This is a genomic window from Vreelandella hamiltonii (assembly GCF_014651775.1).
Lineage (GTDB): Bacteria > Pseudomonadota > Gammaproteobacteria > Pseudomonadales > Halomonadaceae > Vreelandella > Vreelandella hamiltonii.
Genome location: NZ_BMXN01000016.1, coordinates 22,171 through 40,703 on the forward strand (window position 1 = coordinate 22,171; position 18,533 = coordinate 40,703).

An 18,533-nucleotide genomic window follows, 5' to 3' on the forward strand; every position below is an offset into this window, starting at 1 on the left:
CCGCGGTAGCCATTGCCGCGTGAATGGTTACTTGCCCTGCCCATAACGCAACAGGGTGCCCCTTGGGGCACCCTGTTGCGTTCAAGCGACTTACTCTGCGAGGGTCATGCCTTGCGCGGCGTTGCTTTCTGGCCACCTTGCTTGCTGTCATGGGCATCGCTGGGCTGTGGCAGTGAAGGCAGCGACTTGGCCAGCATGTCCACGCTGTGCCGGTAGTAGAGCTGGCTCTTGTTGTGCTCGCCCAGGCTGGCGTACAGGCGTGCAAGCTCGGCACAGACCTCACCGTTCGGACGCTGGCGCTGGCTGGCCTCGAAATACTCAAGCGCCTTTTCCCACTGGCCAACCCGCAGCGACAGGCGGCCACAGGCCAGCAGCAGTTCCGGGTCGTTGGGGCGCTCTTGCAGCCATTTCTGCGCCTTGGCCAGCTGGCGCGCGGCGTCGACGTTCAGCAGGCCATAGCGCTTGACCAGGCGTGCATCCCAGTGATGATCCAGGGAGTGATTGAGCAGCCGCTCGGCAATCGGTTCTTCGTTGGATTGCAGCAGGGCTTCGGTGTAGAGCACGATCAGCTCGGTGTTGGCCCGCAGATAGTCGGGCATGTCGGCCCATAGCCCGCGAACACGCTCGATATTGGACGGGTTCTTGGCTTCGAACAGAATCAGCTCCCGGTAGGCCTTGAACTCCAGCTGCTCGCGCTCTTGCTGGGTAATCAGCTTCTGCGCGGCCAGGCGTGGAATGAGGCGACGCAGCCCTTCCCAGTCGTTGACGCTCAAATGCACCTGCTTGAGCAGTTTCAGCACCTGAGGGTGGTTGGAGAGCTGCTTGTCCAGTCGGTTGAGGATCGCCAGCGCTTCTTCGGGCTGTTGGCGGTCGATCATCAGCTGGGCCTGCATCAGGCCAATGGCGGTGTCGGCGCCGTCGGTGGTGAGCTGCGCCTGATTCAAGTGCTCCTGAGATTTCTCATGGTAGCCCTGATAGTGAGCTGCCAGGGCGGCTGCCAGGTAGTTCACCAGCGGGGTGCTGGAGTCATCGGCGGCGCGTACCAAGGTCTTCTCGGCTTTTTTCCAGCGGCCTTCGGTGAGCGCCACCAGCCCGTGCACGGTGCGCTTCATGGCGCGGCGGTTGCGGGCGCGGCTATTCCAGGTGCGAAAGCGCCCCACGGGACGAATGATGCCGGTCAGCAGGCGCAGCACGAAGTGCAGCACGATGAAGGCTGCCAGCAAAAGTACCAGGCCGAACCAGAACGACGTCTGGACCGAGGTATCGCCCACTCGAATCAGCCAGTAGCCGGGCACCGACATCATCAGGTGCCCGAACAGTGCGCCAACCGCCAAGCCTGCAACGATCAGCAGGATAAGTTTTCTCATGCATCACCTCCGCCCTGGCGGCGCGACTCGAAGCGGTTGTCGATGAAGCTGGCCAGTGCCTGCTGGGAAGCACTGATGTCCGGCAGCTCGGGCTTGACCTGAACTTGCTTGAGTTCCTGCAGACGCGCGATGACGCTCTGGGTCTCTTCGCGCTCGGTGGCGTAGTAGCCATTCAGCAGTTCCAGCGCCTTGTCGAGGCTGGCTTCATAAAGCTCCTGCTCTTCTTGCAGCAGGGCCAGCTGCGATTGCTCCAGCACCAGACGCAGGCTTTGACGCAGATAGGACTCTTGTTCCGGTGTGATCAGCGTTTCGAGGGCTTCATCGTGATGACGAATGACCACGAGGTCTTTCAGCTCTTCACCGAAGCGGGCCAGCTGGCGCTGGAAGGTACCGGTCGGCGGCTGTTCGATCCCTGAGTTCACGGCACGCTCTTCGATCTCCTGGGAGAGCCGCAGGCCTGAAATGCGTTCCTGCTGCGCGTTGAGCGCCAGATAGATGCCGGTACGGTCGACGCGAGGCACGGCATCCAGTGCGGCCAGCTCGCTGGCGATTTCACGGCGCACCGAGGTGAGTGCCGGGTTGTCGGCATCGACCAGGCGAGCATCGGCAGTGCGCAGCAGGGCTGCGGCACCATCCACATCGCCTTCGAGCTGCAGACGTTGGTTCGCCAGGCGCAGCAGGTAGGCGGCTTCGGCGTGTAGCCAGTCGCGCTCGTCGGTTTCCTGCTCTTGTGACAGTTGGGCTAGCACCTCATCCAGCGTGCTGTTGACGTCGTTGCGATAGCTGTCCAGCTCGCTGCGCAGTTCGTTCATGGTGCTGTCCAGCGCCTGACTGCGTTCGGCTTCACCAGACTCGAAGCGTGCTTCCAGGTCGCTGACCGAGGCTTGTGTGGCGCTGTCCTGGGCCTGTTGGGCCAGCTCGTCGATGCGCTGCTGCTGGCTATCCAGGCGCTGCCAGCCTTGCCAGGCAACGATACCCAGGGCGAGTGCCAGGATAACCACCAGCGCAATGGCAATGCCGCCACCCTTGCCGTTTCCGCCACCGTTGACGGTGGGCGGCGGCGTGGGCTTCGCGCCGCCGCCTGCTGGAGCAGGCCCGCTATGCTTGGCAGGCTTCTCATCTGCCGGCTTGGCGGTGGGTTTGGTGCCGGCAACGTTCTCTTTGCCGGGGTCGACCGCAGCGCTTGCCGCAGGGGCCGCTGTCGTGTTGCTGGTGTTTTTATGCCGACGCCGTGAACGGCTGTTCTTGGCGGCATAAGACGAAGAGCCGTTGGGGCCCGTGTCTTGGGGCGCGGTCGCTGAGGCGTCACCAGCAGGAGTGCCGCCCTTGGATGCATCGGTAGACGCGTGGTTGACGCCTTCCTGATCAGTTGGTTGTTTGCTCATCTGTCGCTAGCCCTTATTAAGTTCCTTGATCGACATCGGCACCCTAGGGGTTGCAGGACCGATCCAACGCGGCCACCAGCGCAGCCGGCGTTGCTCCCGACGCCACCTTGAGGTCACAAAAACCCAGTCTACCGGCCAGTGTAGCTAAACGGTGACTGGAAACGATTAGCGGTTGGTTCAACGCAGCTGGACCACACCATTTTGCCAGATATTCAAGTAGTTCGCCGCTGGTGACGATTAACGCTCGGTAATGGCCGTTTGCCAGACACTGCTGCATGGCCGCCGAGGGCGGCTGGTATAGCCGACGATAGACGGCCAGCCGAGTGACGCAGGCGCCCCGCTCGGCCAGCGTATCCGCGAGCAGGGTACGGCCCCCTTCTCCAGCGACCAGCAGCACCCGCTGATGGTCCAGTCGGGCCAGCGAGGCCAGCGACAGGAGTGCTTCGCTGGTGTCTTCTCCTCGCTGAGGCGAGGGAACACGCACCCGTACGCCAAGCTGGTCATGCAGCGCGCTGGCAGTGCTGCGGCCGACGCTGTAGTAATCGATGCCAGTCGGCAACTGCGGCCAGTAGCGATCCAGCGCTTCACTCAAACAGTAAGCGGCAAAGGGGCTGACGACTACTATCTTATGGTACTGATCGATATCCAGCCAGATTTGACGCTGCGCGGCATCTTCCGCCAGTGCTTCCAGACGCATGACGTCCAGGGGCAGTACCTCCCACCCCTGCTCGCCCAGCGCCTGGGCCAGGGCGTCGCCGCGGTCACCGGGGCGACAAATCAGCACCGGTAGCGTCATACGTCGCTGCCGTATACCTCGGCCAGGATGTCACCAGCCCCTTGGTCCAGCAGCTCCTCGGCGATACGAATGCCCAGTGCCTCCGGTTCGTGGATGGAGCCTCGCCCCTCGGCGCGCAGTACTTCGGTGCCCTCCGGGTTGCCCACCAGGCCACGTAGCCAGAGCGTGTCATTGGCCTTGTCCAGTACGGCATGGCCCGCGATGGGCACTTGGCAGCCACCTTCCAGGCGGGTATTCATGGCGCGCTCGGCGCGCACGCGGGTGGCAGTGTCCGGATCGTCCAGCGGAGCCAGGAGCGCGATCAGGTCGGGGTCGTGCAGGCGGCATTCGATGCCCAGCGCCCCCTGGCCGCAGGCAGGCAAGCATACTTCCGGCGGCAGCGCTTGGGCGATCCGGGCGTCCAGCCCCAGGCGCTGCAAACCTGAGGTCGCCAGGATGATGGCCTCGAACTCGCCGTCGTCCAGCTTGGCCAGCCGGGTCTGCACGTTACCGCGCAGGTTGAGAATCTGCAGGTCGGGGCGCGCTTCACGAAGCTGCAGGCCCCGGCGCAGGCTGGCGGTACCAATGCGAGCGCCTTCCGGCAGCGCTTCGACGCTGGCGTAATGGTTCGAAACAAAAGCGTCGGTCGGGTCGGCACCTTCAAGAATGACCGACAGCCCCAGCCCCTCAGGGAAGTGCATCGGCACGTCCTTCATGGAGTGCACGGCGATATCGGCGCGGCCATCCAGCATGGCATCCTCGAGTTCCTTGACGAACAGCCCTTTGCCGCCAATCTTGGAAAGCGGTGTGTCGAGGATCTTGTCGCCCTTGGTGGACAGCGGAACAAGCTCGACCTCCAGGCCTTCGTGGGCCGCCATGAGGCGGTCGCGAACATACTCGGCTTGCCACATGGCCAACTGGCTTTTTCGCGTGGCAATGCGCAATTTCGTGATGGGTAACACGTTATTCTCCCTTTGCCGCTGACACGGCGCGTCGAACTGTGATAATTCTCATCATAAAGCACCCGGCCACACAGTAAAAATAACCGGTCCATTTAAGACCCGCGCGCGATGCGCCCAACCCTGCCAGGAATCCTAATGTCAGTCGATGAACCGCAAGGCAAGCTAGACCAGTTCTTCCTGCTTTCCCAGGACTTGTTCTGCTGCATCGACTTTGCGGGCAAGCTGCTCAGCGTCAACCCGCGCTTCGAGACCTTGCTGGGGTATGACGCTGCCGCGCTACTGGGCAGGCCCTGTGGTGTCGTAGTGGAGCCCCGAGACCACCCGGCCATCGAAGATGCCCTGGCGCGGCTATGTCGTGGCGAGAAGATCGAGGCGTTTGCGGTCTGCGCATTGACCGCCGATGGTCGTCGCGTATGGATCGAGGTGACCGCCTCTACCGGTGACCAGGTGATCTATGTGATTGCGCGAGATATCACCCAGCGCAAGGCGGTAGAGAAGCAGCTGCGGCGCAATCAGCGCCTATTCAGGATTGCTGGGGAAACGGCCCATATCGGCGGTTGGTACATGGACATTGCCGCTGGGGTGCCGATCTGGTCAGAAGAGGTGTGTCGCCTCCACGGCATGCCCGTGGGCTATCAGCCGACCCTGGTCGAAGCCCTGGGTTTTTACGAGGCGCGTTCCCAGGAGCGCATCCGGGCGGCGTTTACGGCTTGCTGCGAACAGGGCGTGAGCTTCGACGAAGAGCTCGAGATCGTCACCCAACACCATCAGCGCCGCTGGGTCAGGGTGATTGGGCGCGCCGTGCGCGATGAGCTGGGGCAGATCATCCAGGTGCAGGGGTCCACTCAGGACATTACCCAGCGCAAGGCCACCGAGCGTCAACTGACCCTGCTGGAGCGCAGTGTGGAGTCCAGCACCAACGGCGTGGTGATCGTCGATGCGCAGCAGCCGGACCTGCCGATGGTCTACGTGAATGCCGCCTTCGAGCGCATCACCGGTTACTCCAGGGATGCGGCCCTGGGGCGCAACTGTCGCTTCCTGCAGGGCGAAGAGACGGACTCGACAACGCTGGCGCTGTTACGCAAGGGCATTCAGGCACAGCGGGACGTGCACGTGGTGATCCGCAACTATCGCCGCAACGGCGCGCCATTCTGGAACGATCTGTACATTTCCCCCGTGCGTGACGACGACGGCGTGGTGACTCATTTCATCGGCGCTCAGAACGACATTACCGCTCAGCGTGAATATCAGGCCCAGTTGAGCCACAACGCCAATCACGACGCGCTGACGGGGCTGCCCAACCGGCTGCTGCTGGATCAGCGGCTGGCCCAAGGGTGCCTGCTGGCCAAACGCTACCACCGTTACCTGGCCGTGCTGTTCATCGACCTCGATGACTTCAAGCCCATCAACGATACCCTGGGCCACGAAGTGGGCGACTTCATGCTCCTGGAGGTGGCCAAGCGCCTGGAGGAGGAGCTGCGGCCCTGGGATACCGTGGCGCGTTTTGGCGGCGACGAATTCATCGTGCTGTTGCCGGACCTTGCCCATGAGCACGATGTGCTGCAGGTGGTCGAGCGGCTGCTGGCCCGAGTATCGGCTCCTTATTGGTATCGCGGCAGCGAGCTGCGCATGACCGCCAGCATCGGTATTGCCACCGACGACGGCACCATCAAGGAGCCGCGTCAGCTGGTGCAGCAGGCGGATCTGGCCATGTACAAGGCGAAGCGACGGGGACGCAACACCTTCCAGTGGTACACTGACGAGCTGAACCGCAAGGTGACCGAGCGCGTCAACCTGCGTCATGCCTTGCAGCAAGCCATCGAGCAGCACCAGTTCGAACTCCATTACCAGCCGCAAATCGATCACCGTGGGCGAGTGGCGGGGGTCGAAGCGCTGATTCGCTGGCATCACCCGGTGCGCGGCAATATCCCGCCTACCCAGTTCATCAGCCTGGCCGAAGACACGGGCCAGATCATTCCGATCAGCGAGTGGGTGCTGGCCACCGCATGCCGCGATGCGCTGGAACTCAATGCGCTGAACGACACCCCAATCACCGTGGCCATCAACGTCTCGCCCATGCAGTTTCAGCGCCCGGGTTTTCTCACCTCGCTGGAGCAGGTGCTGGCCGACAGTGGTCTGGCACCCGCGCTGCTGGAGCTTGAGCTGACCGAAGGGGTGTTGATGGATAGCGCCGAAACCACCATCCAGGCATTGAGTGCCATTCGGCGGCTGGGCGTACACATTGCGCTGGATGATTTTGGCACCGGGTTCTCCAGCCTCAGCTACCTCAAACGCCTGCCTATCAACAAGCTGAAGGTGGATCGCTCCTTCGTACGCGACGTTGCCAACGATACTCGCGATGCCGCCATCGTCGAGGGGGTGGTGACCATGGCCGACAAGCTTGGCCTGGAAGTGCTGATCGAGGGCGTGGAAACGGCCGAGCAGTTTGCCTACCTCCGCCAGCTCCAGTGCGACCATTTTCAGGGCTACTACTTCGCGCGCCCGATGAGCCTGACGGCGCTGAAAGACTTCCTGCGCACGCCCTTGGCCTCCCTGGATGCCCCTGCCGAACGGCCGTGAAGGTGAGGGCTGCCGAGCACACTGAGCAGAGTGCTAAAACGGCGTGCCGCTCGGCAGGGTGACTCTGGTACACTTTCCGGTAACGACTCCTTTAGTTTTGTCAGCAGGATATATCACCGATGAGCCAAGCTACGAATCAGTCCTGGGGCGGCCGCTTCAGCGAGCCTACCGATGCCTTTGTCGCACGCTTCACCGCGTCTGTGAATTTCGACCAGCGCTTGGCGCGCCAGGATATCCAGGGCTCGATTGCCCACGCCACCATGCTGGCGCGGGTGGGGGTACTCACCGAGGACGAGCGTGACGCCATCATCAATGGCCTGACCGAGATTCAGGGCGAGATCGAGCGCGGCGAGTTCCAGTGGTCGGTGCCGTTGGAAGACGTGCACATGAACATCGAAGCGCGGCTGACCGACAAGATCGGCATCACCGGCAAGAAACTGCACACTGGCCGTTCGCGCAACGACCAGGTGGCCACCGATATTCGCCTGTTCATGCGTGATGAAATCGATATGATCGAGGCCGAACTGACACGGCTGCGCGATGGCATGATCACGCTGGCCGAACGGGAAGCCGATACCATCATGCCCGGCTTCACCCACCTGCAGACGGCACAGCCGGTCACTTTCGGCCACCACCTGCTGGCCTGGCAGGAAATGCTGGCCCGCGATCACGAGCGCCTGCTGGATTGCCGCAAGCGGGTCAACGTGATGCCGCTGGGTTCGGCAGCGCTGGCGGGCACCACGTACCCCATCGATCGCCACGTGACCGCCGAGCTGCTGGGCTTCGAGCGCCCATCGGAAAACTCGCTGGATGCCGTGTCGGATCGCGACTTTGCCATCGAATTCACCAGCTTCGCCAGTATCCTGCTGATGCACCTCTCGCGCATGAGCGAAGAGCTGGTGCTGTGGACCAGCGCGCAGTTCAATTTCATCGATCTGCCTGACCGCTTCTGCACCGGCTCCTCGATCATGCCGCAGAAGAAAAACCCCGACGTGCCCGAGCTGGTGCGTGGCAAGACGGGCCGCGTGTATGGCCACCTGATGGCGCTGTTGACGCTGATGAAGTCCCAGCCGCTGGCCTACAACAAGGATAACCAGGAAGACAAGGAGCCGCTGTTCGATGCCGTCGATACCGTGCGCGACTGCCTGAAAGCCTTTGCCGACATGGTGCCCGCCATCGAGCCGAAGAAAGACAGCATGTACGAGGCGGCGCGGCGTGGATTCTCGACCGCTACCGACCTGGCCGACTACCTGGTACGCAAGGGCGTGGCTTTCCGTGATGCTCACGAAATCGTCGGCCTCTCCGTGGCCTACGGCCTGAAGAGCAAGAAAGACCTCTCGGAAATGACGCTGGAAGAGCTGCAGCAGTTCTCCGCGATCATCGAGCAGGACGTTTTCGAGGTGCTGACACTGGAGGGCTCGGTGGCGGCGCGTAATCACATTGGTGGCACGGCACCGGACCAGGTGCGTGCAGCTGCCAGCCGTGCCCGTGACGCGCTGAAAGCGCTCCAGGGTGCCTCATGATGCGCGCTGCCAGTGCCTTGGGCGCGCTGCTGCTGGTGGCGCTGCTGCTGGTGGGCTGCGGCCAGAAAGGGCCGCTCTACTTGCCTGACGATACATCCGATTCGGCCGCCGAGCAGGAGGGGTAATGGATCACTTTAACTATCGCGATGGCGTGCTCTATGCCGAAGACGTCCCGCTGACGACGCTGGCCGCCGAGCTGGGCACGCCCTGTTACGTCTACTCCAAAGCCACCCTGGAGCGTCACTTCCGGGCCTACACCGAAGCGCTGGGCGGCCATCCGCACCTGATCTGCTATGCGGTGAAAGCCAATTCCAACCTGGCGGTCCTGGGCCTGCTGGCACGTCTGGGTGCCGGGTTCGATATCGTCTCGGTGGGTGAGCTGGAGCGGGTGCTCAAGGCGGGAGGCGACCCCGCCAAGGTGGTGTTCTCCGGCGTGGCCAAGCAGCCCCATGAAATGGCTCGGGCCCTTGAAGTCGGGATCAAGTGCTTCAACGTCGAGTCGCGCCCGGAGCTGGAGCGCCTGAACGCCGTGGCGGGTGAGCTGGGGAAAATCGCCCCGGTCTCGCTGCGCGTCAATCCGGATGTCGATGCGGGTACCCACCCGTACATCTCTACCGGCTTGAAGGACAACAAGTTCGGCATTCCCGTCGATGATGCGCTGGACGTGTATCAACTGGCTGCCAGCCTGCCCCATTTGCGCGTGACCGGCCTGGATTGCCACATCGGCTCACAGCTGACCGAAACCGCCCCGTTCCTGGATGCCCTGGAGCGCCTGCTGCTGCTGATGGAGCGCCTGCGTGAGCAGGGTATCGAGATCGACCACCTGGACCTGGGAGGTGGCCTGGGCGTGCCTTACCGCGACGAGAAGCCGCCCCAGCCCTTCGACTACGCCAGCCAGCTGCTGGCGCGCCTCTCCCGCTGGGAAGGCGGCGAGACCCTGACGCTGCTGTTCGAGCCGGGCCGCTCCATTGCGGCCAACGCGGGCCTCATGCTCACTCGGGTGGAGTTCCTGAAGCCTGGTGAAACCAAGAACTTTGCCATCGTCGATGCGGCCATGAACGACCTGATTCGCCCGGCGCTGTATCAGGCGTGGCAGGCCATCGTGCCGGTGGATACCCGCACGCCCCGTGAGCCGGCTACCTACGACGTGGTCGGCCCGGTGTGTGAAACCGGCGACTTCCTGGGCAAGGAGCGGGAGCTGGCGATTGCCGAAGGCGACCTGCTGGCGGTGCGCTCTGCGGGCGCTTACGGTTTCGTGATGGCCTCGAACTACAACAGCCGCCCACGCCCGCCGGAAGTGATGGTGGACGGTGACCGCTACCACGTGGTGCGTGCGCGGGAAAGTCTGGAAAGCCTGTGGGCGGGCGAAGCGCTGCTGCCGGAAGGGGCGCGCTGATGCTGCTGCACTTCACCAAGATGCACGGGCTGGGCAACGACTTCATGGTGATCGATCTGGTCACCCAGCGTGCCCGCCTGCGCGACGAGCAGATCCGCCAGTTGGCGGATCGGCGCTTTGGTATCGGTTTTGATCAACTGCTGATCGTCGAACCCCCGCGCGACCCGGACATGGACTTTCGTTATCGTATCTACAACGCCGACGGTAGCGAGGTGGAAAACTGCGGTAACGGAGCGCGCTGCTTTGCCCGCTTCGTGCGTGACCAGCGCCTGACCCACAAGCACGAAATTCACGTGGAGACCGCTGGCGGCCCGCTGGTACTCAACGTCCAGCACGATGGCATGGTGCGGGTGGACATGGGCGCGCCGCGCTTCAATCCGGCCACGCTGCCCTTCGAAGCCACCGGCGACCAGCCTCTTCACGAAGTGGAGGTAGGCGGTGAAACGCTCTCCCTAGGAGTGGTTTCCATGGGGAACCCCCATGCCGTGCTCCAGGTCGAGGATGTCGAGCGTGCGCCCGTCGAACGGCTGGGTCCGCTGCTGGAGTCGCATCCTCGCTTTCCCAAGCGCGTCAACGTGGGCTTCATGCAGGTCGTGTCGCCCAACGAGATTCGCCTGCGGGTCTTCGAGCGAGGCAGCGGTGAAACGCTGGCCTGCGGGACCGGGGCCTGTGCGGCGGTGGCCAGTGGCATTCGTCAGGGGCTGCTGAAGAGCCCGGTCAAGGTCTCCCTGCCGGGTGGCCAGCTGAGTATCGAGTGGCCTGGCCCAGAAGCCTCGCTGGTCATGGTGGGGCCCGCTACCCGAGTGTTCGACGGTCGGGTATCACTCAACTGATTCGAGGAGAACGGCGATGTCTCAAGCCCCTGAGCCGCGTAAAACGCTGGACCCGGACCAGGTCGCGTTCTGGCTGGCCCGCCATCCCGATTTTTTCATCGGTCGTGAGGGGCTGCTGCAACAGCTGAAAGTCCCGCACCCGCATATCGAGGGAGCGGTGTCGCTGCTCGAACGGCTGGTCATCGACCTGCGCCAGCGGGCCGAAACGGCGGAGGGCCGCCTGGAGCACCTGCTGGAAACCGCCCGCCATAACGAGGCCCAGTACCGCCGCCTGCGCGAAACGCTGCTCAGCCTGGTAGAAGCAGAAGACCGCGATGCCTTGGCGCAAGCGCTGGCGACCCAATTGAGCGAGCGTTTCCAGACGCCCGCCATGGCGCTGTGGTGCCCGGCCTCCTTGAGTGACGCAGAGCCCGCGCCGCCGCAAGCGCCCCGGCATGTGCTGGACCAGCACGCCGGTGCCCGCCTGGCGGCGTTGCTGGATGGTCGCACCAGCCGCTGCGCCAAGCTCAGCGTCAGCGACTGGAAGTGCCTGCTGCCCCATGCCAAGCCCCCGCGCAAGGCGGGCTCTTGTGCGATTACGCGGCTTTCCGCAGGCGAATCCCTGGGCTATCTGCTGCTCGCCAGCCCCGACCCCGAATGCTACCGCGCCAGCATGGATACGCTGTTTACCGAGTATCTGGGGGATATCGTTGCTCGGCTGTTGCTGCGCCTGGGGCCGTTGGGTTCGGTACCCCATGGAGAGTGACTCTCCGCTGGCGCAGGCGATAGAGGGCTATCTGGCCCATCTGGCCAGCCATGCCAGCCCGGCGACGGTGGCTGCGTATCGGCAGGATCTGAACGCGTTCTGCCAGTTTGCCCTGCAGCGCGGCGTCACTCAGCCCCATGGCTGGGACACGGCGCTGGCGCGGGCCTTCCTGGGGGCCGAGCGCAGCCGTGGCCTGGCGCCCCGCAGCCTGGCGCGCCGCCGAGCGGCGCTCTCTCGGTTTGCCGATGCGCTGGTGGAGCGCCAGGTACGGGCAGACAACCCCGTGGCGCTGCTGCGCACTCCCAAGCAGCCCAGCCACTTGCCCCGGCCACTGGATGTCGATGCGCTGGCTCGCTTTCTGGATACGCCCCACGATGGCACGCCGCTGGCGCTGCGGGATCAGGCCATGCTGGAACTGTTTTACTCCAGCGGGCTGCGTCTGGCCGAGCTGGCTGCGCTGGATGTCGCCCACTTGGCGGGCCACCACGTGCGGGTCATGGGCAAGGGCAGCAAGCCCCGTCAGGTGCCGGTGGGAGCCCGGGCTCGGCAGGCGCTGGAAGCCTGGTTGGGCTGCCGTGACGGGTTGGCTGCCAGTGAAGAGCAGGCACTGTTCGTCGGCCTGCGCGGGCGACGTCTAGGGCATCGCGGCATCCAAAAGCGACTGGCCCAGCTGTCGGTACTGCGCGGCCTGCCAGAGCATCTTCACCCCCACCGTCTGCGCCACTCGTTTGCCAGCCATCTACTGGAGTCCAGTCAGGATCTGCGGGCCGTACAGGAGCTGCTGGGGCATGCCAATCTATCGACTACCCAAGTCTACACGCGGCTGGACTGGCAGCATCTGGCCGAGAGCTACGATGCTGCCCACCCACGCGCCAAACGGCGTTCCCGCGAGAGTGAAAGTTGAGGCGAGAATCGAAACATGGTCACGTTAGATGCCATCACCTTTGATCTGGACGACACCCTGTGGGACAACCACGGCGTCATGCTCACCACCGAAGAGGGCCACTACCGCTGGTTATTGACGGCGCTGGCGGCCTGGCGAGCGGCCCGCCAGGAGCCGCCGCTGGCACTGGACTACGATGCAGGCGTGGCAGACTATCTGCAGCGCCGCCAGCAGTGGGCCAGCCAGGTGCCCGAGCGTCGCGGCGACTTCACCTGGCTGCGGCTACGGGCGCTGGAAGCGCAGCTGGAGGCCAGCGGGCTACCGCGCAGCGCGGCGCTGCTGTGGGCCGCCGCCGCGATGAACGAGTTTCACCGTCTACGGGTGCAGGTCACGCCTCACCCGGAGGCGGATGGCTTGCTGGCCGCGCTGGCTCAGCGCTATCGGCTGGCTGCCATCACCAACGGCAACATTCATCTCAAGCGCCAGCCGCTGGCCGCCCACTTTCCCATAGCGATTGCGGCCGGTGAGCTACTCGCCCCCAAACCGGACCCCAAGCCGTTTTTGACCGCGCTCGAACGGCTCGGTACCGTGCCTGCCCGGGCCATGCATGTGGGCGATTCATGGCAAGAGGATGTGCTGCCCGCGCAGCAGTTGGGCATGCACGCGGCCTGGGTGGCCGAACGTGGCGATCAGGCGCTGCCCGCCAGAGTGCATCGCATTGCCCACGTGAAGGAGTTGCCAACGCTGATTGCATGGCTGGAGCAGCGCCGTTGAAGACGCACCTGACGCACGCTCAGTGTTCGGTTTCCTCGGGCGTATGCAGCCAGCGGTCCAGGGTCTGGGAAAGCGTGTCCACGCCCTGACGCTTGAGGGAGGAGAAGAGCTGTACCGAGACCAGGTCTTCCCACTCTTTCAGGCGTGAACGAACCTTCTGCAGCGCAGCGCTGGCAGGCCCTTTCTTCAGCTTGTCGGCCTTGGTCAGCAGAATATGCACCGGCATGCCGCGCTGGTCGGCGAACTCCAGCATCATCTGGTCGAATTCGGTGAGCGGGTGACGCACGTCCATGAGCAGGACCAGGCCACGCAGGCTGAAGCGGCCGCGCAGGTACTCGGAGAGGTGCTGCTGCCACTCGATCTTGACCGCTTCCGGCACTTTGGCATAGCCATAGCCGGGCAGGTCGACCAGGCGGCGACTTTCATCGTTCATCACGCTGAAAAAGTTGATCAGTTGCGTGCGCCCGGGGGTGCGCGAGGTGCGTGCCAGCGCGTTCTGCTGGGTCAGCGCGTTGATGGCGCTGGACTTGCCCGCATTGGAGCGCCCGGCAAATGCCACTTCGGCGCCGGTGTCGTCCGGGCACAGGGCCAGCGTGGGGGCGCTGATCAAGAATCGCGCAGTAGGGTAGTTCAGTCGTGGGACTGGGCTATCATGAAGGGTAGACATGATGGTGTTCCTGAAAACAGACATGAAAGAGGGCTCATCGAGCCATCCTGCAGGGATCGCCAAGGTACCGCGACGAATTACCCCAAAAGCAGACATGGACTTGCATTCCCGCCGCTTGGGTGATTCGTTATAATGCATGAGGTTCATAACTGCGACCTGGGGCGCTAGTGTACCATCGCGCTCTAGCCAGCAGCGACCAACAACATGTTGTTCGTTTCGGCGGAGCTGACCCTGGTAGTGTGCAGAGCCTGGGCAGCGCCCAGGGTGCGTACCAGTCAATAATCAAACGGCATAGTGGAATAGCAATGAGAAAGTTACTGGCAAGCCTGGCAATTACCATGGGTGCCGTTGGCACCGCTCACGCCCAAACGGACCTTCAAGCCGACGCAGATGCGGCCGCTGGTCGCGAAATGGCACAAACCTGCGCTGCTTGTCACGGCCAAGCGGGTATCAGCCCTTCGGGCGCTTTCCCTAACCTGGCCGGACAGCAGATGTCCTATCTGGCCAAGCAGATCATGGACATTCGTGACGGCGACCGCATGGTCCCCACCATGGCAGGTCAAGTAGACGACTTCTCCGACCAGGATGCCTGGGACGTGGCGGCCTTCTTCGCCGGTCAGGACGCCAACCTGGGTCAAACCAGCGATGAAGACGCCGAGCTGCTCGCGCGCGGTGAAGAGCTGTATCGCGCAGGCGACATGAGCAAAGGCATTCCTGCCTGCAGCGCATGCCATACGCCCACCGGTGTCGGCATCGGCAGCGCCGTCTATCCGGCGCTGTCGGGTCAGCACGTGGAGTACACCATCTCCACCCTGCAGGACTTCGCATCAGGCGAGCGTACCAACAGCCCCAACAACCTGATGGGCGATATCGCTTCCAAGATGAGCGATCGTGACATGGAAGCGGTTGCGAACTACGTATTGGGCCTGAACTAAGCGCTCGATGCCGTGCCTCATCCTGCGTTGTACCGGCAGGATGGGGAACCTGCCCGTGCAAGCGGTGGTCTTAGCCTCGCCCTTGTTGGCTCGCTTATTCTGGAGAGTTCTCGCTATGTTGAAAACGTTGATGGTCGCCCTGGCTGGTCTAGGTCTTTCCGCTGGGGTCAGTGCCCAGGAGTTGGTGGAAGGCCAGCACTACACGCTGCTGGCGTCTCCGGTCGCCACGCAGGTGGAAGAAGGCCAAATTGAAGTGACCGAAGCGTTCTGGTTTGGCTGCCCGCACTGCTATCGGTTGCAAGAGCATGTCAACGACTGGTACGACACGCTGGAAGACGACGTCAGTGTGATTCACATGCCGGCCACCATGGGCGGTGACTGGAATACTCACGCCACGGCCTTCTACGCCGCTCAGTCACTGGGCATCGAAGAAGAACTGCATGCCGACTTCTTCGATGCAATTCACCAGGATGGCCGCTCTCTGACCGACCCTGACGACATTGCCGAGTTCTTCACCAACTACGGCGTCAGTGAAGAAGAAGCCAAGCAGGCGTTGACCGCTTTCAGCGTACGCAGCGATGTCAACAAGGCCAACAGCCGCATGCGTGAAATGCGCCTGATGGGGGTTCCGGCCATCGTGGTGGATGGTCGCTATGTGGTATCGCCGCAAACCGCAGGCAGCCTCGAGAACATGCCGCGCATTGCCGATGCCCTGGTGGAAAAAGTGCGTAACGAGCGCGCTCAATAACCGTGCTCGAACACGGCACTACCGGTGAGCCTGCGGGCTCACCAAAGGCGCCCGCCGCTCCCTTGCTGGAGCGGGGGCACCTGCGCCTGCTGACGTTCAATCTGCAGGTGGGTATCCAGACCTCTGCCTATCACCATTATCTCACCCGCAGCTGGCAACACTTCTTGCCGCATCCCCAGCGCTTGAAGCGCCTGGCGATGATGGGCAGCGTGCTCGAGCAGTTCGATGTGGTGGGCTTGCAGGAAGTAGACGGTGGCAGCTTTCGCTCCAGCCGTGTCAATCAGGTAGAGTTCCTTGCCGCCCAGGCCAGATTTCCGCACTATTTTCAGCAGCTGAATCGCAACTTGGGCAAGTTCGCCCAGCACAGCAACGGGTTGCTGTCGCGGCTGGTGCCGAGCCGTATCGAAGAGCATCGGCTGCCCGGGATGCTGCCAGGGCGAGGCGCGATTCATGCCCGCTATGGCGATGGCCCCGATGCCCTGCACATCTTCGTGGCCCACTTGGCCTTGAGCCACCGTGGCCGAGTACGCCAACTGGACTACCTCAGCGACATCATTCAGCCGCTGCGCCATGTGGTCGTGATGGGGGATCTCAACTGCACGCCGGATCAACTGCATGCCCACGAGCGTTTCAGCACATCGTTGCCGCTGCATCCGGTGAAACCGCTGCTCAGCTACCCCTCCTGGCAGCCCCGTCGGGCGCTGGATCATATTCTGCTGTCCCAAACGCTGGAAGCCGCAGAAGTGCGCGTGCTGGATCATCTGTTTTCCGATCACTTGCCCATCGCGGTCGACCTGCCCTTGCCCGCAGCCTGCGTCAGTGCGCTGGCAGAGGCCGAGCATGCGCAAACCCATGGGCGTTCATAGCCAGACGTGCCGCCCAGACGTATGGATAAGCGTTTAATCCTGTGAATGGGGATGACGTCAGGCCCAGAATCAGCGATGATTCTGGGCCGTTTTTATTCATGCTGGGACATCTGCTATGCCGACGAGTGCTCAAGAGCCACGTTTATTGCGTTGGCTGGACTGCGTAACCGAGGGGATTGGCCGAGCCATTGCTTGGCTGGTGATCATCATGATGCTGGTCCAGTTTGCCATTGTCATCATGCGCTACTGGCTGGGCATCAACAGCATCGTCATGCAAGAGTCGGTGATGTACATGCACGCCGCAGTGTTCATGCTGGGCGCCGCCTGGACCCTCAAGCGCGATGGTCATGTCCGCGTCGATATTTTCTATCGCCGCCTGTCCGACCGTGGGCGGGCCTGGATCGACCTGATGGGTACGCTGCTGCTGCTGATTCCGGTGTCGATCTTCATCGCCGTCAGCAGCTTTCATTACGTACGCAGCAGCTGGGCCATCATGGAACGCTCATCGGATGGCGGCATTCCCGGCGTCTACCTGCTGAAGACGCTCATGCTGGTGATGGTGGCGTTGCTGCTGCTGCAGGCGGTGGCACAGTTGATTCGCCAGACCTTGATATTGCGCGGCAAACTGCCTACCACGCCCCCTGCTCACGAGGAGATCATCTAGTGCTGGCGACCTTATTAGACATGATGCCGCTGGTACTCTTTGCTGCGGTCTGTATCGTCCTGATGCTGGGGTATCCGGTGGCGCTTTCGCTGGCGGGCACCGCGTTGGCCTTTGCCGGGTTCGGGCTGCTGCTGCAGTCCATGGGCGTGGATGTACCCTTCGAAGCGCGCATGATGAACGCCATGCCCAACCGGCTTTACGGCATCATGACCAATGCCACGCTGCTGGCGGTGCCGCTGTTCGTGCTCATGGGCGTCCTGCTGGAGAAGTCTCGGGTAGCGGAAACGCTGCTGGACGCCATGGCCATGGCCTTCGGCGCGCTGCGCGGCGGCCTGGGTATCGCGGTGGTCATCGTCGGCATGTTGCTGGCGGCTTCTACGGGGATCGTCGGGGCCACGGTCGTCACCATGGGGCTTCTGTCGCTGCCCACGATGCTGAAGCGCGGCTACTCGCCCGCGCTGGCCACGGGCACGATCTGCGCCACGGGTACGCTGGGGCAGATCATTCCTCCCTCGATTGCGCTGGTGCTGCTGGGCGACGTACTTTCCAACGCCTACCAGCAGGCGCAGCTCTCCATGGGCGTGTGGAGCCCGAAAACCCTGTCTATTGGGGACTTGTTCATTGGCGCATTGGTGCCCGGCCTGTTGCTGGTCGTGGTGTATATCCTCTATCTGCTGATGGTGGCATGGTTGAAGCCGGAGGCGGCACCAGCGGCGGACCGCGCAGCGCTGAAGGCCGAGCTGGGGCACACCGGGAGCATCTGGCCGCTGCTGTTGAAAGGCTTGCTGCCTCCGGTACTGCTGATCGTGGCGGTGCTTGGCTCGATACTGGGGGGCTTTGCAACGCCTACCGAAGCGTCGGCGGTGGGCGCGTTTGGCGCGCTGGTACTGGCGGCGACCAATCGCCAGTTGAGTATCAAGATGCTCAAGGAAACGCTGCACTCCACGGCGCAGGTCACCAGCATGGTGTTCCTGATCCTGATTGGCGCTGCGCTGTTTTCACTGGTGTTTCGCGCTTACGGTGGTGAAGAGCTGGTCACCGAGCTGTTCGAAGCCATGCCGGGCGGCGTGGTCGGGGCCACGCTGGTGGTCATGCTGGTGATCTTCCTGCTGGGCTTCATTCTCGACTTCATCGAAATCACCTTCGTGGTGGTGCCCATCGTCGGGCCCGTACTGCTGGCCATGGGCGTAGACCCCATCTGGCTGGGCATCATGATCGCGGTCAACCTGCAAACCTCGTTTTTGACCCCGCCGTTCGGTTTTGCGCTGTTCTACCTGCGCGGCGTGACCCCGGCCAGCGTGCCGACCTCGGCCATTTACAAGGGCGTGATCCCGTTCATCATTCTTCAGTTGGGCATGCTGTTGGCGCTGGCGATTTTCCCCGGCATCGCCACTTGGCTACCCTCTGTTCTCTAAGAGGTGAGGAGCGTC

General features: G+C 63.0%; 18 protein-coding genes. 13 read left to right on the forward strand and 5 right to left on the reverse strand.

Annotated features, from left to right (window positions below):
• Positions 1 to 104 precede the first annotated feature (104 nt).
• The 4 genes from IE091_RS13025 to hemC are packed head-to-tail and all read right to left on the reverse strand — an operon-like array spanning position 105 to position 4,489.
• Positions 105 to 1,367 (reverse strand): heme biosynthesis HemY N-terminal domain-containing protein, encoded by a 1,263-nt coding sequence (locus IE091_RS13025; protein WP_016915468.1) that lies wholly within the window; start codon positions 1,365 to 1,367, stop codon positions 105 to 107.
• Positions 1,364 to 2,752 (reverse strand): uroporphyrinogen-III C-methyltransferase, encoded by a 1,389-nt coding sequence (locus IE091_RS13030; RefSeq protein ID WP_229800835.1) that lies wholly within the window; start codon positions 2,750 to 2,752, stop codon positions 1,364 to 1,366. Before IE091_RS13030 ends, IE091_RS13025 begins: the two co-directional genes overlap by 4 nt.
• A gap of 43 nt (positions 2,753 to 2,795) precedes the next feature.
• A complete protein-coding gene (locus IE091_RS13035; protein WP_039178847.1) occupies positions 2,796 to 3,548 on the reverse strand; it encodes a uroporphyrinogen-III synthase in 753 nt (250 codons plus the stop codon).
• On the reverse strand, positions 3,545 to 4,489 hold the full coding sequence (gene hemC / locus IE091_RS13040) for a hydroxymethylbilane synthase (RefSeq protein ID WP_039178844.1): 945 nt from the start codon (positions 4,487 to 4,489) through the stop codon (positions 3,545 to 3,547). Before hemC ends, IE091_RS13035 begins: the two co-directional genes overlap by 4 nt.
• Before the next feature lie 135 nt (positions 4,490 to 4,624).
• Between hemC and IE091_RS13045 the strand changes: the two genes are divergently transcribed.
• From IE091_RS13045 to IE091_RS13080, 8 genes are all read left to right on the forward strand, one after another.
• Positions 4,625 to 7,069 (forward strand): sensor domain-containing protein, encoded by a 2,445-nt coding sequence (locus IE091_RS13045; RefSeq protein ID WP_189463829.1) that lies wholly within the window; start codon positions 4,625 to 4,627, stop codon positions 7,067 to 7,069.
• Positions 7,070 to 7,188: 119 nt separating this feature from the next.
• Positions 7,189 to 8,592: an argininosuccinate lyase gene (argH, locus tag IE091_RS13050; RefSeq protein ID WP_189463830.1), complete on the forward strand. Its 1,404-nt coding sequence runs from the start codon at positions 7,189 to 7,191 to the stop codon at positions 8,590 to 8,592.
• Positions 8,592 to 8,717 (forward strand): LPS translocon maturation chaperone LptM, encoded by a 126-nt coding sequence (lptM, locus tag IE091_RS13055; RefSeq protein ID WP_084123777.1) that lies wholly within the window; start codon positions 8,592 to 8,594, stop codon positions 8,715 to 8,717. The genes argH and lptM overlap by 1 nt, the downstream gene beginning before the upstream one ends.
• The gene (gene lysA, locus IE091_RS13060) at positions 8,717 to 9,988 is read left to right on the forward strand and encodes a diaminopimelate decarboxylase (RefSeq protein ID WP_016915461.1); all 1,272 of its coding nucleotides are present in this window, start codon (positions 8,717 to 8,719) and stop codon (positions 9,986 to 9,988) included. The genes lptM and lysA overlap by 1 nt, the downstream gene beginning before the upstream one ends.
• Positions 9,988 to 10,821, forward strand: coding sequence for a diaminopimelate epimerase (gene dapF, locus IE091_RS13065; RefSeq protein WP_189463831.1), 834 nt, complete (start codon positions 9,988 to 9,990; stop codon positions 10,819 to 10,821). Before lysA ends, dapF begins: the two co-directional genes overlap by 1 nt.
• Positions 10,822 to 10,837: 16 nt before the next feature.
• On the forward strand, positions 10,838 to 11,566 hold the full coding sequence (locus tag IE091_RS13070) for a DUF484 family protein (protein ID WP_016915459.1): 729 nt from the start codon (positions 10,838 to 10,840) through the stop codon (positions 11,564 to 11,566).
• On the forward strand, positions 11,556 to 12,470 hold the full coding sequence (locus IE091_RS13075) for a tyrosine recombinase XerC (RefSeq protein WP_016915458.1): 915 nt from the start codon (positions 11,556 to 11,558) through the stop codon (positions 12,468 to 12,470). Before IE091_RS13070 ends, IE091_RS13075 begins: the two co-directional genes overlap by 11 nt.
• Before the next feature lie 15 nt (positions 12,471 to 12,485).
• Positions 12,486 to 13,223 carry an HAD family hydrolase gene (locus tag IE091_RS13080; protein ID WP_189463832.1) on the forward strand — a complete coding sequence of 246 codons (738 nt, stop codon included), beginning with the start codon at positions 12,486 to 12,488 and terminating at the stop codon, positions 13,221 to 13,223.
• Between the two features lie 19 nt (positions 13,224 to 13,242).
• Here the strand turns inward: IE091_RS13080 and yihA are convergent, their stop codons facing one another.
• On the reverse strand, positions 13,243 to 13,890 hold the full coding sequence (yihA, locus tag IE091_RS13085) for a ribosome biogenesis GTP-binding protein YihA/YsxC (RefSeq protein ID WP_016915456.1): 648 nt from the start codon (positions 13,888 to 13,890) through the stop codon (positions 13,243 to 13,245).
• A 305-nt stretch (positions 13,891 to 14,195) separates the two neighbouring features.
• Between yihA and IE091_RS13090 the strand changes: the two genes are divergently transcribed.
• The 5 genes from IE091_RS13090 (at position 14,196) to IE091_RS13110 (ending at position 18,518) form a co-directional block, all read left to right on the forward strand.
• The gene (locus tag IE091_RS13090) at positions 14,196 to 14,825 is read left to right on the forward strand and encodes a c-type cytochrome (RefSeq protein WP_039178828.1); all 630 of its coding nucleotides are present in this window, start codon (positions 14,196 to 14,198) and stop codon (positions 14,823 to 14,825) included.
• Positions 14,826 to 14,940: 115 nt separating this feature from the next.
• The gene (locus tag IE091_RS13095; RefSeq protein ID WP_189463833.1) at positions 14,941 to 15,573 is read left to right on the forward strand and encodes a thiol:disulfide interchange protein DsbA/DsbL; all 633 of its coding nucleotides are present in this window, start codon (positions 14,941 to 14,943) and stop codon (positions 15,571 to 15,573) included.
• 2 nt (positions 15,574 to 15,575) lie between these two features.
• A complete protein-coding gene (locus IE091_RS13100) occupies positions 15,576 to 16,439 on the forward strand; it encodes an endonuclease/exonuclease/phosphatase family protein (RefSeq protein ID WP_189463834.1) in 864 nt (287 codons plus the stop codon).
• A 115-nt stretch (positions 16,440 to 16,554) separates the two neighbouring features.
• The gene (locus tag IE091_RS13105) at positions 16,555 to 17,103 is read left to right on the forward strand and encodes a TRAP transporter small permease subunit (RefSeq protein WP_039178819.1); all 549 of its coding nucleotides are present in this window, start codon (positions 16,555 to 16,557) and stop codon (positions 17,101 to 17,103) included.
• On the forward strand, positions 17,103 to 18,518 hold the full coding sequence (locus IE091_RS13110) for a TRAP transporter large permease (RefSeq protein WP_039178817.1): 1,416 nt from the start codon (positions 17,103 to 17,105) through the stop codon (positions 18,516 to 18,518). Before IE091_RS13105 ends, IE091_RS13110 begins: the two co-directional genes overlap by 1 nt.
• Positions 18,519 to 18,533 lie beyond the last annotated feature (15 nt).